The organism is Virgibacillus kimchii (assembly GCF_055379185.1).
In genome coordinates, this window is sequence record NZ_AP043951.1 from 1,213,155 (window position 1) to 1,227,636 (window position 14,482).

Annotated in this window: 23 protein-coding genes and 1 pseudogene; all 24 read right to left on the reverse strand. The window is 36.9% G+C overall.

Features of this window, described 5'->3' with window-relative positions; translation table 11 throughout:
* Positions 1 to 24 precede the first annotated feature (24 nt).
* A complete protein-coding gene (gene gpG, locus ACZ42C_RS06160) occupies positions 25 to 378 on the reverse strand; it encodes a phage tail assembly chaperone G (RefSeq protein WP_461181823.1) in 354 nt (117 codons plus the stop codon).
* Positions 379 to 414: 36 nt separating this feature from the next.
* Positions 415 to 690 (reverse strand): hypothetical protein, encoded by a 276-nt coding sequence (locus ACZ42C_RS06165; protein ID WP_461181822.1) that lies wholly within the window; start codon positions 688 to 690, stop codon positions 415 to 417.
* A complete protein-coding gene (locus ACZ42C_RS06170; RefSeq protein ID WP_461181821.1) occupies positions 690 to 1,289 on the reverse strand; it encodes a major tail protein in 600 nt (199 codons plus the stop codon). Before ACZ42C_RS06170 ends, ACZ42C_RS06165 begins: the two co-directional genes overlap by 1 nt.
* A gap of 14 nt (positions 1,290 to 1,303) precedes the next feature.
* The gene (locus ACZ42C_RS06175; RefSeq protein ID WP_461181820.1) at positions 1,304 to 1,672 is read right to left on the reverse strand and encodes a hypothetical protein; all 369 of its coding nucleotides are present in this window, start codon (positions 1,670 to 1,672) and stop codon (positions 1,304 to 1,306) included.
* Positions 1,669 to 2,067, reverse strand: coding sequence for an HK97-gp10 family putative phage morphogenesis protein (locus ACZ42C_RS06180; RefSeq protein WP_461181819.1), 399 nt, complete (start codon positions 2,065 to 2,067; stop codon positions 1,669 to 1,671). The genes ACZ42C_RS06175 and ACZ42C_RS06180 overlap by 4 nt, the downstream gene beginning before the upstream one ends.
* The gene (locus tag ACZ42C_RS06185; protein WP_461181818.1) at positions 2,064 to 2,432 is read right to left on the reverse strand and encodes a head-tail adaptor protein; all 369 of its coding nucleotides are present in this window, start codon (positions 2,430 to 2,432) and stop codon (positions 2,064 to 2,066) included. The genes ACZ42C_RS06180 and ACZ42C_RS06185 overlap by 4 nt, the downstream gene beginning before the upstream one ends.
* The gene (locus ACZ42C_RS06190; protein ID WP_461181817.1) at positions 2,419 to 2,712 is read right to left on the reverse strand and encodes a phage gp6-like head-tail connector protein; all 294 of its coding nucleotides are present in this window, start codon (positions 2,710 to 2,712) and stop codon (positions 2,419 to 2,421) included. The genes ACZ42C_RS06185 and ACZ42C_RS06190 overlap by 14 nt, the downstream gene beginning before the upstream one ends.
* A 15-nt stretch (positions 2,713 to 2,727) precedes the next feature.
* Positions 2,728 to 3,891 carry a phage major capsid protein gene (locus tag ACZ42C_RS06195; RefSeq protein ID WP_461181816.1) on the reverse strand — a complete coding sequence of 388 codons (1,164 nt, stop codon included), beginning with the start codon at positions 3,889 to 3,891 and terminating at the stop codon, positions 2,728 to 2,730.
* A gap of 18 nt (positions 3,892 to 3,909) precedes the next feature.
* Positions 3,910 to 4,638: a head maturation protease, ClpP-related gene (locus ACZ42C_RS06200; protein ID WP_461181815.1), complete on the reverse strand. Its 729-nt coding sequence runs from the start codon at positions 4,636 to 4,638 to the stop codon at positions 3,910 to 3,912.
* Positions 4,635 to 5,723 (reverse strand): phage portal protein, encoded by a 1,089-nt coding sequence (locus ACZ42C_RS06205; protein ID WP_461181814.1) that lies wholly within the window; start codon positions 5,721 to 5,723, stop codon positions 4,635 to 4,637. Before ACZ42C_RS06205 ends, ACZ42C_RS06200 begins: the two co-directional genes overlap by 4 nt.
* 81 nt (positions 5,724 to 5,804) lie before the next feature.
* Positions 5,805 to 6,035, reverse strand: coding sequence for a hypothetical protein (locus ACZ42C_RS06210; RefSeq protein ID WP_464891337.1), 231 nt, complete (start codon positions 6,033 to 6,035; stop codon positions 5,805 to 5,807).
* Between the two features lie 151 nt (positions 6,036 to 6,186).
* Positions 6,187 to 7,857, reverse strand: coding sequence for a terminase TerL endonuclease subunit (locus tag ACZ42C_RS06215; protein ID WP_461181812.1), 1,671 nt, complete (start codon positions 7,855 to 7,857; stop codon positions 6,187 to 6,189).
* A gap of 3 nt (positions 7,858 to 7,860) precedes the next feature.
* Positions 7,861 to 8,196 carry a hypothetical protein gene (locus ACZ42C_RS06220; RefSeq protein ID WP_461181831.1) on the reverse strand — a complete coding sequence of 112 codons (336 nt, stop codon included), beginning with the start codon at positions 8,194 to 8,196 and terminating at the stop codon, positions 7,861 to 7,863.
* 18 nt (positions 8,197 to 8,214) lie between these two features.
* A pseudogene (locus ACZ42C_RS06225) lies at positions 8,215 to 8,373 on the reverse strand (helix-turn-helix domain-containing protein); the annotation flags it as partial.
* 134 nt (positions 8,374 to 8,507) lie between these two features.
* Positions 8,508 to 8,774, reverse strand: coding sequence for a hypothetical protein (locus ACZ42C_RS06230; protein ID WP_461181811.1), 267 nt, complete (start codon positions 8,772 to 8,774; stop codon positions 8,508 to 8,510).
* Between the two features lie 6 nt (positions 8,775 to 8,780).
* Positions 8,781 to 9,122, reverse strand: a complete 342-nt coding sequence (locus ACZ42C_RS06235) for an HNH endonuclease (protein WP_461181830.1) — start codon at positions 9,120 to 9,122, stop codon at positions 8,781 to 8,783.
* Positions 9,123 to 9,141: 19 nt separating this feature from the next.
* Positions 9,142 to 9,570 carry a hypothetical protein gene (locus ACZ42C_RS06240; RefSeq protein ID WP_461181810.1) on the reverse strand — a complete coding sequence of 143 codons (429 nt, stop codon included), beginning with the start codon at positions 9,568 to 9,570 and terminating at the stop codon, positions 9,142 to 9,144.
* 60 nt (positions 9,571 to 9,630) lie between these two features.
* Positions 9,631 to 10,032, reverse strand: coding sequence for a hypothetical protein (locus tag ACZ42C_RS06245; RefSeq protein ID WP_461181809.1), 402 nt, complete (start codon positions 10,030 to 10,032; stop codon positions 9,631 to 9,633).
* Between the two features lie 501 nt (positions 10,033 to 10,533).
* Positions 10,534 to 10,929 (reverse strand): hypothetical protein, encoded by a 396-nt coding sequence (locus ACZ42C_RS06250; RefSeq protein ID WP_461181829.1) that lies wholly within the window; start codon positions 10,927 to 10,929, stop codon positions 10,534 to 10,536.
* Between the two features lie 296 nt (positions 10,930 to 11,225).
* Complete coding sequence (locus tag ACZ42C_RS06255; protein ID WP_461181808.1) at positions 11,226 to 11,357, reverse strand: hypothetical protein; 132 nt, start codon at positions 11,355 to 11,357, stop codon at positions 11,226 to 11,228.
* A 2-nt stretch (positions 11,358 to 11,359) separates the two neighbouring features.
* Positions 11,360 to 13,231, reverse strand: coding sequence for a DNA primase family protein (locus ACZ42C_RS06260; RefSeq protein WP_461181828.1), 1,872 nt, complete (start codon positions 13,229 to 13,231; stop codon positions 11,360 to 11,362).
* A 181-nt stretch (positions 13,232 to 13,412) separates the two neighbouring features.
* A complete protein-coding gene (locus tag ACZ42C_RS06265; protein WP_461181807.1) occupies positions 13,413 to 13,781 on the reverse strand; it encodes a hypothetical protein in 369 nt (122 codons plus the stop codon).
* Positions 13,778 to 13,948: a hypothetical protein gene (locus ACZ42C_RS06270; protein ID WP_461181806.1), complete on the reverse strand. Its 171-nt coding sequence runs from the start codon at positions 13,946 to 13,948 to the stop codon at positions 13,778 to 13,780. Before ACZ42C_RS06270 ends, ACZ42C_RS06265 begins: the two co-directional genes overlap by 4 nt.
* A complete protein-coding gene (locus ACZ42C_RS06275) occupies positions 13,941 to 14,312 on the reverse strand; it encodes a hypothetical protein (protein ID WP_461181805.1) in 372 nt (123 codons plus the stop codon). The genes ACZ42C_RS06270 and ACZ42C_RS06275 overlap by 8 nt, the downstream gene beginning before the upstream one ends.
* Positions 14,313 to 14,482 lie beyond the last annotated feature (170 nt).

The window sequence follows — 14,482 nt, forward strand, 5'->3', positions numbered from 1 at the left end:
TTTCAGGAGTAAAATCTGCATCAACTAACTTTTGTTCGCCAGGTACTTTTTTGTATCACTGTTCTGGTACCCCCTTGCAATGAACATAATTTGATCTTGTAATACACTTATTGCATCAGGTGCATGTAGACCATTGAAAAGCTCATCTTTAGTAAACTGATCACCGTATGCTTTCACGACAAAATCCAGCATCTCATCTATGATTCCTTTTTCCAGTTCTGGAGTCATCTTTTGATTATTTAGTTCGCCCATTAAATCAATTGCTTCATAGACAGTTTTCAAGGGGACAAAAACAGGAGTGATGTATTTTTCAGTTACAATTTCGCCTTCTTTCACTTCTTTCACAAGTTCGATCATATGTCTTTTTAAATTAGCCATTTGTATTTTCCTCCTAAAATAAAAAGAGCAGGGGTTTTATTCCTGCTCTTTTATCAATGGTTTTCCAATTTTATTGTTAGATGACTTTAGTTCTTCAATACGATCATCAGATACTTTTTCATGTGGATAAACATCATCTTTTACATATATCTTATCGTTATCCTTTAAATCCTTAAAATCATGGATAACCACATATGTTTTCTTCATCTGCTTTTCTTGTTCAAGTAAATCAGCCAGTTCATCCTTTTTCATCTTTTCGTCAAATTCAATGCCTAAAGCTTCAAGTTCATTTTTAATTTCGTCTTTGGTCATTATGCTCCCTCCGGCTCAGCGTTAGGATGCGGCTTTCCGAAAATCAGCTGGAACAAAGCGTCACGGTTGGTAGTTTCTCCCGGTTTATCATACGCAAAGATAACCGACTTTTCTTCGTCGAAACCTTCTACTTTACGGTCCATAAACTGAGCAGAAATTGATTCGTTGGTAAATTCAGTAGTCCCTTGTTTTGTTGCACCTTGAATATTTGGACGTGTGAACATTCCGCGTGGCAATCCTACATATTCCTTGGATCCATCCTCATATGTTTTGGCGAAAATCACACCAACATACGGCGGATTATCATTACTTCCTGCCGCAACCAAGCCATCTTTTTCTTCCCAATTCAGCAGGTTTTTCTTGTGCATGATAGGGATTTTATGAAACTGAGAAGTAACACTGATGTCTCCGGCTGCAGTAGCCATTTCAGCAGTGGTATTATCTCCATAAGCTCTTACTATCTCCTGCGGCATTTCCACGTTGATATCCTGTAAAAATTTAACACGGAAAATTTCTTCTGCAGTTATTCCTTCACCGACTTCTCCATAATGAAATTCATCCACTCCGGTGGACGAACGGTAAACTTCTTCTTCTGGCATTATGATTCCTCCTTTTAATTTACATAAGCCTTCCCGCGATACCTTCTTGCATCGCGGTAAATTTTATAATCACTGTCATACTCATCCATCCCGGGGCCCTGGGGAAAACCAAACTGTTCCCACATTATATCCCTTATTCGTTTTGACAAAGCTTCAGTATCATAATAACTTTTCGACCAAACTTCAATCTGCAGCATATGGTCCTCAGTAAGCCATTGATTATCTCCGTAATCACCAGGCAAAGGCACATCAAGGGGATCGATGACAATATGCGGCTCCATTAAATCTGTCGATGGAGATTCATATAGTTTAATATGATTATCCTTAACTTTATCCCTGATAAATGAATCATTGGATATAGCTGCTTGGATTTTAATCTTCATCCGCCCATCCCCCTTTCAATTTCACGCCTGACTGCATCCCGGTATTCTCTTTCAGCAGCACGCATGGCACGAGCAATTGCACCTTTACCGCGCGGATTCGGGTTTTTGACAGTCCCAAATTCATTCAAATGGATAATGCGATATCTTCCCCGGGGTCCGCGCCAGTGCACCTTAATTTTACGCACGCCGGCTTCTGTCATTGGTTCTGATACCGTAATTTCAGATAGCGAAGCCCCAGTATCTGCAAACCTTTCAAACTGGCTTTTAAGCTCTCTTACAAACACTTCAGCACCAGCTTTCAAGGCAATATCCATGATCTCCTGCATCCTTGCAGACCCTAAGCGTCTATCCAATTCATTAAGCAATTCCGGCAATCCGGTTATTTCCACGCTCATGTCAGCAGCTCCGCAATGATGTTAATAAACTGTTTATGCTGCAAATCGGGCTGTGCGTCTGTAACGTTATAATGTTTTCCGCGATATTCCGGCGCATCAATCTCAATGAAATGCTCGTTCGTCGGGATAAATTCAGCTTGTGGATCCCGTATGGTAATTGTTATATCCGACAATGTACCATTTGCTTTTGCGGTTTGAACATCTCTCAACCACACCTGGTCAATCTTAGCCATGCATTCATAAAGGATGACCTTTTCCGTTTCATCAGGTAACGGCCCCGGCTTTGGTACCATCTTATAAAACGTAACCGGAGTGCGTAATTCACCGGAATGCACGCGCGGCGGCTTGTATTCAAACTTCCTCATCGGTATCACCTGCCATTTCAATTCCTAAGGAAAATATCTCACTTTTAAAATTTTCCTCGAAATATTCGAGAGCGTCATTGTAAGCGTAACGTGTTCGCTCGAACACTAATTCTCTCGCTAATTTATCTGTATGCTTGTCTCCATCTATTTTAAATTCACCGCATTTATGCCGTATATAATCAATAGAATAGGACAGTAACTTTTTAAAGTCACCGTCCTGGCTATTATGGGAGAAATTAAACCTACCCTTAAATTCTTCTAGTAATTCATCAGTGACCAATTAGATCACCCCTTTTTATGCGCCTTCTGGATCGCTTCCGTCATCCTCTACAATCGCTAAATCTAAGTCATACACTTGTGCAGCGTTGTTATCTTTTGGCTTACCAGTAGCAAACTGTTTAGCAATGTATAAGTCTGCATCGTCCATTGCTAACGTTTCTTTATAGCGTTGGACGTCCATTGCACCGCCAACCGCCGCCAAATATTCACCGCGAACAAAGAAAAGAACTTTATTTTTTGGTACAAACACAGATTCTGTCATAGTAGGGTTAAATGGAAGATTCGTCACATAAGCCCCGTTCGCATTTTGGATAGTAGCGTTTGCTTGAATATCAAACGAATCGAAAGGGTTAGATACCATTACAATTCTTCCCTCTACTTTTCGCGGGTGTTCAGACACATTACCATCTTTATCGAGTTTTTCAGCTAACTTCTTAACAACGCCTTTTAATTCATTAATTGTTGTACGTCCTGGCTTAAATGTTAGTGTATCTACTGCTTCTTTATCAGATACAGCACCAGTCTCTTTATCTACATTTTTTAATAAACCTACTGGTTCATTCTGAGCTACTCCTCGTCCAGTAACATATCCGTATTCAAGGCCTGCCCTCATCGCTTCCACGAGAATTGTGCGAACATAACGTTCTACCCAAGCAGGACCAAGCTTTAACATATCTTTTGCGATAGGGATGAACGCCGTTAATTTCAACTGCTCTATACGTTCTTTTCTAAAAGCAGCATTTAGTTTTCCGTCAATCTCACCAAAAAGTGGTCCCCACGCATACGCCAATTCAGGATCGCTAAAAATAAATTCGGTTGCTGCTCCTAAGTTTTGGATTCCAAGAGCTTGTAAAAGGGGATGGTCTTTTACGACGTCCTCAAACACTCGTTCTTGTGTTGTTTCTGGTAGGATGCTTTTATCAGTAAAGCCGCCTTCATCGATGACTTGATTAAAGAATTTACGTTCTTCTGATGTTAGGACGTTCTGACCGCGTGATTGAAGAACATTGTTGTCACTTGCAAATGTCTGAGCCTCTTCTAAAATCCGATTTTCTGCATCTTTCTGCACTGCCTCCATATAATCGGCGAGTGCTTGTGTTTTTTCTTCTGCTGTAGCGTCTGGGTTTTGAGACACCTCAGCAAAATTATTTTTAGCTTCTTGAATATCAGTAAATTTCATTGATTCATTCCTCCTAAATTAAAATAACCAGCTGTTTCCAACTGGTGGATTTGTTGGTTCATTATCGTTTTTTAATTCGTTGATGATTTCTTGTTTCATATCCGCAACAACATTCTTAATATCATCAATTGTTACAGTATCAGAGTTTTTCAGTTCATCAGTGCGCATCTTATCGATTACCTGTTTTGGTAAAGCTCCTGGTAAGCTTGCTACAGCTTTAGGTGCATCCTCAAACATGATTTCATCCGCAAAACCTTTTTCTTTTGCGCTTTCAGCATCCATCCAAGTTTCTTTATCCATGAGAGAAAGTAAATCTTGTTCAGACATTCCTGTCTTTTTCTGATATGCATTTGCAATAGATTTATCAATTGTTTTTAGAAAATCCGATACACCCTGCATGTCATGTCGATCACCGATTGCTATAGTCCAGGCATTGTGAATCATCATTTGTGCTGTAGGACTCATTTTAATTTTACCTGCCATTGCTATAACGGATGCTGCACTTGCAGCTACTCCCACAATACGAGATTCAACCCCCCCATCATAATCCATTAATTCTGTGTAAATTTCAGAAGCAGAAAATACGTCTCCTCCCGGTGAATTAATATTTAGTTGAATTTCTTCTCCGTTAGCGTTTTCCAACACCTTAGTGACATCTTTGGGAGTAGTGGCTTCAATGTCAAAAATATCGTATACCCATTTTTCATCACTCGGAACAATAGGACCTTTAATGTTTATTTTTTTCATTCATCCTCACCTCCTTCAACAGACTCATAGTTTTTGGTCATTAAAAATTCATCATGAATCGGATTATCTGAATGCTCCAAACCAACTTCATCACGTAATTCATGGCCGTTTGCCACACTTGAAGAGCGTAGCTTATCAATAGCTGCTGCAACATCAAACATATCTCTGTAAGAAATACGTTTAACTTCAATGCGTTCGCCTTTTAAATAATCAGAACGATCAACAAACTGCATATTTAACTCGTCTTTGATGATTGTTAAAATAGGGTCTATACAGAACTTCATTCCATTCCTGGTTAGCTTTTCCACATCTGCCATATCACCTTTTAATAAGCTGGGAGGCAAGCCAACTGCATGGCAAATCTTATCTAAAAAACCATTAGTCACTTTGTTGATCTCATCCACACTTTGACCTGCTGAGCCTTGTGGCTTGGAATGTTCCTGGTATTGCATCCCATCCTGCTGCGGAACAATAGCAATCGCCTTTTCTTTAAATGCCTTATATGCTCTATCGATGAAGGCTTGCAATTTACCTTGCCCCTCTTTTGTTTTCATCATTTGAGCAGGGACATCTACCGTCGATCGTATCTGATTTTTTGTTTTGTGTGTTTCAAACATGCGTGAAATTAATTCACCGTAATCATAAAAAAGACTATCGACTAATCTCGATAGCTCCTCGTTTCCGTATTCAAAATACAAAACTTCACTTCTGGTGAATGTTCCTGTCATTTCCAAACCTTTTACGTAGACATTGGAAAAAACATCTTCCCTTACTGCATACTCTCTCCGGTTAAAGTCATCAGCAATAAGTAAGTCATCTGTTCGACTTTTGATAACCAGACATTCCCCGTCATAGACCAATTTAGATACAACATCATGCCAAAACTTTGCTGCTGTCTGATTTTTATTTGGTTTAACGTTGAATTTGTAATATGTGATGTTGTTATTCACATATTGTTTATTTTTTCTTATCCGGAATTCAGACTGGATAATAATGCGTGCAATAAACCCTATAACAGATTCTATCGCCATCCTTTTTGAAGCAGTGCTTTTTGAATCGGCATCATATAAATCAGTGTCATCCAAAATAAGAATTTCCTTATTTCTTTTAAATACGTCTAAAAGTCCTATAGTTCATCACCGCCTTTCATTTAGATTAGATGTGGATCACCCCTTTCTAAATTCTATAATCTCTCCCGCTCCGCAATCTTCACATTCTTTTGTTTTGTTAATGATCGAGTCATTAGAATTAATGGTAATTTCCTTGGTATTACTAGACCCGCAATTAGAGCATACGGCTTCTAAATCTTTAATTAAATTGCCTAAGTGCTCATGGACTTTTTTTAACTTTGATTCCAATGCAGCCGTTTTTATTTCAATGCTTCCAAGTGCCATCATTGCACCTCCTGATTTTTGTATTCACCAACATAGAAACTTTCACTTTTGCACTTAGGACATTTAGCAATAGACACAAGTAAAAGATCCTCTATATAAAAATTGGTATCACAAACTTTGCATTGATGCTTATAAGCTCTCATACTATCGACTCCTAAAAATTAATTGCATCCAAGAAGAATTCCTGTTCCTCTTCCAATTCGTTAGCCCGATATAAAGCATGGACAAATGCCTGGAACGGGTCCGTTTTACGCTTCACTTCCTCTTTTTTCTCGAATACTTTTCCCGCTTGTGTTTCTTTTACATATACATTATTGGTTGCCCACCTCATTAATGGATTATCTTCAAAAATAAATTTATGATTTGCAAAGCCATCTTCAATACGTGGAGCAAGCAAAGGATGAATACTTGAAGGTCTTCTGATTGCTTCCACTTCAAAACCTTCTTCTTCCAACAAAGGTCTTAGTATATCCAGTTTGTAATTATCTGCAATTATTTTTTCGACACCGTATTGCTCCCTCATATCAACAAACCAATTAACAACATGCATGGGATTTAATGATGGTTCATCAACCACTTTCATTAGTCCTTCTTTTTCCCATTTTTTGATCGGTGCTTTTTTCTCGGCACCAAATTCATTGGCGGTATTTGAGTATCCGTAATGGACATCGCAAAAGTGTTTAATAGCAAAAGTAAAGGTTTTAAATGCATATTCGTCACCCTGTTTAAATAGCAACCCGCAGGAAGTAAAATCCCTCACGCTGCCAAAATCAAATGATCCAATTGGTTTGGAGTTCAATTGAAAAAATGGCCGGTTCGTTGCTTTGATCTCTTCCCATGAAGCAACTGAATGTTCCATATCATCTTCCAGGAAGTTCATTCGTTTTGTAACAAAAGCTGAATAACCAGAAGGATTGTACACTAGTTTTTTATATTCTTTCATAACTGTGTTAAACAGCCGCTTGCCACGTTTGTTTAAAGGTTCCTGCAGCGCAGGATTAGCTTTTGCCCACTTGGAAGGATCGTCCATCTCTTCTAACTCATCCAGTTCACAAATATACGGGAAAACACCACCAAACTCTATTGCACCGTTCAGCACGTCCTCACATTCACGATATTTTATATCAAAATATCCATCTCTCACGAAACCTTTTGTGCCTATAAAGAACTGTCTCCCCCAGTCTACTTTCCCAAGTCCGCCAGAAAAAACATCCACAATCTCCGCGGATTCCATTTCGTGATATTCATCATAAATAACGGCACCCTCTCGGCCGCCGTCCTGGGAACTTGCATTACTGGTTTTATATTCAAAAACTGATTGAGTAGCTAATCCTGTTATACTGCTTTTATATGCTTCAAATTCATCAACTAAATCCTCGTTACCTTTTTTATTAATGGTACGAAAACATTCCAGAAAACTTCTTTTTGCCTGCTTTTCAGAGTTAGCAACAATTGACACATCATAATAATCGATACCGTGCAAAGGGCTGATGAAATAATTTGCAAGTGTGGAAATGAATCCGTTTTTCCCTCCACCCCTTCCCATGTTTATAACGAATTCATCAAAAACAGGTTCATCATCTTCTTTATGGAATAAAAAAATGAACGGGGCTATAAAAGTTTCCCATTCATCTAATTTGAAGTACCAGGTTTCACTAAAATCTATATAGTTTTCAATTTGTTCTTCATCAAAATAATAAATATCAGATCGTGGTAATATTTCCTTTTCAATCAGCCGGATTAACTGGATCCTCTTTTTATTTAATAAAATCTTGCCGCTTTTCCATTTTTTTATATACTCGTCAACGTACTTGTTATACAGCATAAGCTACCGGCCTAATAACTTTGATTTTCGATCCTGCTTAGGTTGCGGCAATAAATCAGTTAACTGCTTAATGATCGATTGATAAGTTTTATCCCGGTTATCGTAATTTTCCACGATCGGTCTTTTGCGATCATAAGGAACTTGATTTTCGCTTTGGGCGAATTTTTCATACTCCCCATTCTCCAATATGTCTTTCCAATTGTCGTCTAATAAAACTCTTAATCTGGCAGCCTGTGTGATTAATCCTTCTGCAACATCCAGTTCATTTTTTGGAATGTTTTTGAAAAGTTTCTTTAACCGTTTTACCTCTGCAGCAACTCGGTTTTCCGTATCATCAATTCTGTCGTTTAATAAATAAAGCACTGATACATCTAATGCTTTTGCTATTCTTTCCAGGACTTCAACGCTGGGAGAATTTCTGCCTTGTTCAATGCTTGCGTAATAATTCGTTGAAATGCCGGCTTTCTTAGCAAAATCAACTTGCGTCAGCTTTTTTTCTTTTCGTATTTCTCGCATTCGAAACCCTACTTTTTCTTTATCCAAATTAATCACCTTCTTTCTCTACAGGCTACCAGGAGGGAGGGGTGTAATTTTTTCGCCGCATCTGCAGAGTAAAGCCCCCTGCACCGGTTCCCCGGCGCGATATTTCTTCAAAACTTTTTGCCGGGGGGCATATCTCTTATTTGTTTTATTAACTGTTCGCCTTCAAAACTATTTTCATTGGTTCCTAATTGAATGGAGAAAGATGCTTTACAATGACTGCAAGCATAATCGGGTCCACAATAAAAGTCTCCTTCCGATTCTTCCGACCAAACACTTTGCCTTCCACATGAAGGACAATACATGTTTGACTTGGTGTAACTAAACTCAATAGTATGTCCTAACTCATAATTAATTATGATTTCTTTCCTGGACATATTACGTCACCACCTCTCATCATCCCATTTTGTTTTCTTCTTTTTAAAATTAAATATAAAATATCTTCCGTGTTTTTTGTTATGACAACTCACGCAAAGTGTTTCAAGGTTGTCCGGATCCAAGGCAAGCTCTGGATAGTCTTCCAGTTCTTTAATGTGATCCGCTACCAATATAATCTTTTTGCGTCCATTGTCTTTTATTTCATAGGTGTCAATCTTAACGTATCCCTGCCGCTTACACTCCTGGCATTCATAATTGTCACGTTTTTTTACAGCTAAGCTCATTGCTTTCCAGTGCCGGCTATTATAGAATTCACGTTTCTGTTCTTTTGTTTTGTACATTATCATCACCATATAAAAAGACACCTCATTGAGATGTCTTATCAAAATCTATTGTTGTATGGTATATGGTTATATCATAACCGTTATCCGAGTAAGTAGCATCACCTGTATCTAATGATGCACTGAAATTTTCTTCGTCTAATCCTAGTGCTTCTGCAATTATTTCTGCAGCATCATAGCTTGATGTTCTTTCCTCGTGTATTTTCAATCGGTACCCAGTCAGATTATTATCATCGTATTTAGCATAAATAGTATGACTGTTATTCATATCGGCTAACATTTGAGATCCGTTTTCTATTTCACTGATCTCATTTTCGAATATCTGTTTTACTGAAACAGAAGAAACAGCGATTTCGTTAAAGGATTCTACGAAAGTATTTAATTCTTCTTCACTGTTTTTCCCGCATGACACTAACATTAATGCTGCTAACAATATAAAAACTACTTGCCGCATAATCTCCCAACCCCTTTTTGGTACAATTATGACGGAATTGGAAAGTTTAAGCAATAGAGTTTATAATTCAATCTTTAAAACCTCGAATGCATCTTCTAAATATTCATCTAATGGTAGCTTTTCAACCATTTGATTGATTTCTATTTCTTTTGTTTTCCATCCGACCTCATTATCAAAATAATTTCTTTCTCTTCGGTAAATTTCTCTTCTGCTTAAATTATCGTGGAAATCTTTATCCCGGCCAAGGTACATAAGAGTTTGTAATACTTTAATTGTTTCAAAGTCTAAAGCATTTAAGAAGTTTTTTAAATTCTCTTTGTCATCATCATCTTTCTTCACCCAGTAGTATGCAAATGACTTCTTTTCAAAAGATGATGTTGAGACCGGAACGTGATCAAGTCTTCTCTTCTTAGCTAATCTAACAACTTCTTTAAAAACATCTTTGTACTCGTTAAGTAACATAATCCCCCAACTCCCTTTTTGATTATATTATCAGGCAATTGGAAGGATTATGCAATCACTAATATTAAAAGAAAAAAACACAAAAAGGAAAATGGAGAAATGTGTAGAATATATTAATATAGGCACCCATCAACCGCTCACTTCTAATCTCTTTGAGATTGGAGGTGGTCAATATGGCAAGACGTCCTGGGAAGTGCTCCTGTTCTCCCCGTCGTCGTGGTCCAATGACCGTACCCGTTAAGCCTTATCCAAGGTCAAATGGGACATGGGTCAGAGGTCACCGCCGTCACAAACCTAGAATTAGTTAAACCTTAATATAGTGAATTTTTCATTATAACAGAAGCGAAGTTGGTGGTGTGCCTATATAATATATCCATTCTTTAACCCTACGATTTTTACTATTATTTAGACTTTTATAGGGCTAAGATTAACCAATTCGTATATGAAATTTTCTATGCTACTACTATAAAATAGATTTTCAATAGATTCTATCGGTTCATTTTAAGTTAAGTTAATCTGATATGCGAAGTCTATCTTTCTCATTATCTCAGCATGTTTATTATAAATGTGTCCTGAGGTATATCCTAAAGTGTCGGCTACTTCAGAGAGCGTCAATCCATCTACATATTTATAATATAAAATTTTATTTTCTAATCCTTTGAACGTACTAATTAACTTTTTAGCATCATATAAATCATTCATCTTATGTGCAAGTTCATATTCAATTTCGAATATCTTTTCTTCTAATCCTGAAGCAATGGATTTTTCATTTAATCGTACGTCCTGGAGATCTCCGTAAGTCCATCTTTTTAATTCTTTTTTATTACGGTTCAATTCAAATTCGATATAATCAATTTCTTGTTCTAACTTTTGATAATTTAGCAGCCATTCATACAACATGCTTCACCTGCCTTTAGGGAAAAATCTGTTACAATCTGCTACAATCTGTTACACCTGTTACAGCCAGTCATATCAAGGGTTTGAGTCGCTTTTTATAGGTGTTTGTAACAGATAAACCCCCTTATTTTCTTATATATATCTATATAAAAAATTTTTTTACTATATATTTTAAAAGAAAGTAGTTTTATCTGTTACATCTGTTACACGTCCTCTAATCCCTTGTCACTACTGACTTTAAGGTGTAACAGAAACCTGTTACGTGTAACAGATAAACCTGTTACAAGGGCGATTTTTTACCATTTATTAGGGAAATTTAAGATTTTTCGTGACCAAAAACTGGTCAAATACCCCTCTTTTTGACCAAAAATGGTCAAGCTTTTATTTTCATGACCATTTTTGGGAAGGCGATTTTTAAATTTACTCATTCTTAATCAGCTTCCTTTTTTATAAAAATTCGTTTATTTTCACCATCTACTCGCTGCACTTTTGAAATGTAACCGTAAAGATTGCGTACCTGTTTACCAAAACTAACATTACTTACAGCTTGATAACCATTATCTGAACAATAAAGCCGGTACATATCATAAATGTCTTTAACTACTTGTCTTTCCAGCTCCACATCCTCATTATTAATGAAACTAATGATCGGATTATTTTCTTCTTGATATTTTTCCATTTCGGACTGAACCGCTCTTGATTGTGTAAATTTATTATTTTTAAGCAGCCTGTTTAATGATTTTAAAGCCAAGTTTAGGACATATTGCATTGACTCATCACTTAATAGCTTATCAGTAATAAAAGGGTCATAATCGCTATCATCAGGGCTGAACTTAGCTTTAAAAGGTACTATCTGAAGTCGTCTACCTAAACCATCACTAAAATCATTAATGCGCGGCATTTCGTTTGCACTGAAAATCAACTTTGCATAGTTTGTAAAATCAAATGGATCCTTACCTTTTCTTTCTACGTTTAACGCTTCACCGGTAGATAGCTTTTTAAATACGGATGATTCTTTGATATAACCTTTTGAAATATCGTCTCCGATATTAACCAGCTTCCCGAACAATTCAGCTGTTTTAAAACGCTGGTCCAGTTCTTTTAAATCGAGTGAAGCTACATTATCCCTGCCGGCTAATTTCCTAATGATTTTTAAATAGGATGATTTTCCGTTGCTACCGTCACCGGTCAATATAAATGTTGCAGCAAATTCATTACGTCTAAATAAAATGTAACCCAATATTTCTTCCAAAATGGCCCGTATTTTCTTATCCTGAACAGCGATTTTATTTAATGTTTTATCTGTTACTTCATAATAAGAATCGGGTATATAAGCAACAGGTATTTTATTTCTTGTTATGATTTCCGGTGAGAAGTCCTGCAGCTGCCAAGTCTCTAAATTAAATACTCCGTTTTGCACCGGGATATATTTGGCGGATGAGAAATTTTTATTTTGGGCTTTCAGCTGTAGGTAAGCGAGTACTTCTTGACGTTGCATTCTTTTTAAATTGGGAATATGTCTAATCATCATTGCTTCAATATCTTCCTGATCGTCCGAATATACACCGTCCTGGTATATATGTAACACGTTCGCGATTTTACAAATATGATGCTCATTAATTAAAAAGTCACCGAATTTTTCATGCTGGAAGTTTCCTTTGATAAAAAATGATTCCTTCATAAATGCTTCATCACGTAGAATGACATTTAACTCTGAATTGGAAACCGGCTCCTCCAAAACATAATTATTAATAATGGAAATGGTCTCTTTAATATCGTTTTTGGCCATTCCTTGCGATTGCATTTTTAAGATGTACGTAAATAATTTATCGTTCCGGCCGTCACCTTCGGCCAAATCATTGAGTGACGGATTTTTCTTACTGTATGGATAAAGCCAAACGGGTAAAGGCTCATGCTCTTTTGCTTTTCGTATCCATTTACGGGTAACGCCATCTATTTTTAGTGGATCGGCCGTATTCTTAACGCCTAGCTTATAATCAGCGTACAATCCTATATTGGAGTACCATTTAATTTTATTAGCAGTTAAATCGTAACCTTTAAAGTAAAAATGCATGCCATTAGTGGTTTCGAGGACAGAACATTGAATGTCCTTGTCCTCTACAATATCCATTAATATTTCTGCCTCTTCTATATCGTCAATGTCGACCATGATATAGTTATCTTCCAAAATACCGACAAACGAATCATGCTTACGTGCCGTATGATAGGCTAATAGTTTTGTACCATCTTTAAATTTGGAAGCAGCATGTTTTCCGTATCCTTTTAGGTAACCTTTATATATTTTAATCACCTACTTTCTTTGGTGTGGTGAGGAATGTTAATTTAATGGTTCTCAGGATGATTAAATCGTAGTGTCGCGTAATTTCGACATTCAGGGCATTCTTTCCAGCCTCCGTCTTTGAATGGATCCACTGTCTTTGGCTCGTTTCCTGACCAATTGCATTTTAGGCAATCCCATTTACTCATTCCGATTCCTCCAATGTCTTTAATCCTTCTGCCAGTTCATCAACTTGCTGCTCTAAATATCCGGTTTCCTCGATTAAATTGCGGTTTTCTCTTTCCAATTCCTCAACGAATTCAATAACGACATCAACAACATGCCTGCCCAGCGTATTTGGTGGTAACTTTCTCTTTTGTAGAAATTCATTCAGTTCTCCGTTGTACTTGGCAGCGTACTCCAATTCCTTCACACGTTTTCGCAATCTCTTAATCTCACTTATCAACTCTCCAAACTGACCACCAATTGTTACTGCTTCAGCATAATCCATACGCGTATTTGCAATTACGTTAGAAACAGGTTTCCATATTTCATCAAAATCTTTTTTGTTCATTTGGAATCGCCCCTCGAATTCATTTCCTGTATTTCTCTATATTTTTCTTCACCATAATGTTCTTTTTGTACTTCATGGGTAGCAATAGTAGCTACACCGCCGTATGCCTGTACGATAAACCCGTGTTTTTCTGCTAACTCCATAACTTCATTCCAGTGATTATTCATAAACCTTCACATCCTCTATTTCCGGCATTTCCCCCAATCGTTTAATAGCCACTTTCTTTGATTCTTCCAGCACCTTATCAAAATCTTTTTGTTTATTAATAAGCCGTTTAAGAGATTCACCAATTTTATTAAAATATTTAATGGCATCTTCTTTGGTTTCCGTTTGCATTGAAATGTTAAAATTAATATAAAAATCATACACTTTGGTACCGCTTGTTACCTCAGAAACATTTATCATGTCGTCTTTTGGAATAACACAAAACCGATATTTACCCACTTGGATTTCATGACCAACAACAGGTTTCCACTTCTTTTCATATGCTAAATAAAAACGCTGCACCTGTTCATTTACAGTTATTTTCATTGCTTATTCACTCCTCTTTATCGAGAATCTCTATATATTCAACTGTATCTCTATTTATATAAATTGTTTTATTTTCGCTAATAATGATTATCGGTCTATCATGAAACAAGTTACTTTTGAAAATCTTAATATTAGATTCGTAGAACCTAGATGGAATATCGTTATCAATG

Bases quoted from the DNA above. Each gene is read 5' to 3' on its own strand.
- gpG (WP_461181823.1), bottom strand. From the start codon at position 378: ATGGCTAATTTAAAAAGACATATGATCGAACTTGTGAAAGAAGTGAAA.
- ACZ42C_RS06165 (WP_461181822.1), bottom strand. From the start codon at position 690: ATGACCAAAGACGAAATTAAAAATGAACTTGAAGCTTTAGGCATTGAA.
- ACZ42C_RS06170 (WP_461181821.1), bottom strand. From the start codon at position 1,289: ATGCCAGAAGAAGAAGTTTACCGTTCGTCCACCGGAGTGGATGAATTT.
- ACZ42C_RS06175 (WP_461181820.1), bottom strand. From the start codon at position 1,672: ATGAAGATTAAAATCCAAGCAGCTATATCCAATGATTCATTTATCAGG.
- ACZ42C_RS06180 (WP_461181819.1), bottom strand. From the start codon at position 2,067: ATGAGCGTGGAAATAACCGGATTGCCGGAATTGCTTAATGAATTGGAT.
- ACZ42C_RS06185 (WP_461181818.1), bottom strand. From the start codon at position 2,432: ATGAGGAAGTTTGAATACAAGCCGCCGCGCGTGCATTCCGGTGAATTA.
- ACZ42C_RS06195 (WP_461181816.1), bottom strand. From the start codon at position 3,891: ATGAAATTTACTGATATTCAAGAAGCTAAAAATAATTTTGCTGAGGTG.
- ACZ42C_RS06200 (WP_461181815.1), bottom strand. From the start codon at position 4,638: ATGAAAAAAATAAACATTAAAGGTCCTATTGTTCCGAGTGATGAAAAA.
- ACZ42C_RS06210 (WP_464891337.1), bottom strand. From the start codon at position 6,035: ATGATGGCACTTGGAAGCATTGAAATAAAAACGGCTGCATTGGAATCA.
- ACZ42C_RS06215 (WP_461181812.1), bottom strand. From the start codon at position 7,857: ATGCTGTATAACAAGTACGTTGACGAGTATATAAAAAAATGGAAAAGC.
- ACZ42C_RS06230 (WP_461181811.1), bottom strand. From the start codon at position 8,774: ATGTCCAGGAAAGAAATCATAATTAATTATGAGTTAGGACATACTATT.
- ACZ42C_RS06235 (WP_461181830.1), bottom strand. From the start codon at position 9,122: ATGATAATGTACAAAACAAAAGAACAGAAACGTGAATTCTATAATAGC.
- ACZ42C_RS06240 (WP_461181810.1), bottom strand. From the start codon at position 9,570: ATGCGGCAAGTAGTTTTTATATTGTTAGCAGCATTAATGTTAGTGTCA.
- ACZ42C_RS06245 (WP_461181809.1), bottom strand. From the start codon at position 10,032: ATGTTACTTAACGAGTACAAAGATGTTTTTAAAGAAGTTGTTAGATTA.
- ACZ42C_RS06255 (WP_461181808.1), bottom strand. From the start codon at position 11,357: ATGAGTAAATTTAAAAATCGCCTTCCCAAAAATGGTCATGAAAATAAA.
- ACZ42C_RS06265 (WP_461181807.1), bottom strand. From the start codon at position 13,781: ATGAACAAAAAAGATTTTGATGAAATATGGAAACCTGTTTCTAACGTA.
- ACZ42C_RS06270 (WP_461181806.1), bottom strand. From the start codon at position 13,948: ATGAATAATCACTGGAATGAAGTTATGGAGTTAGCAGAAAAACACGGG.
- ACZ42C_RS06275 (WP_461181805.1), bottom strand. From the start codon at position 14,312: ATGAAAATAACTGTAAATGAACAGGTGCAGCGTTTTTATTTAGCATAT.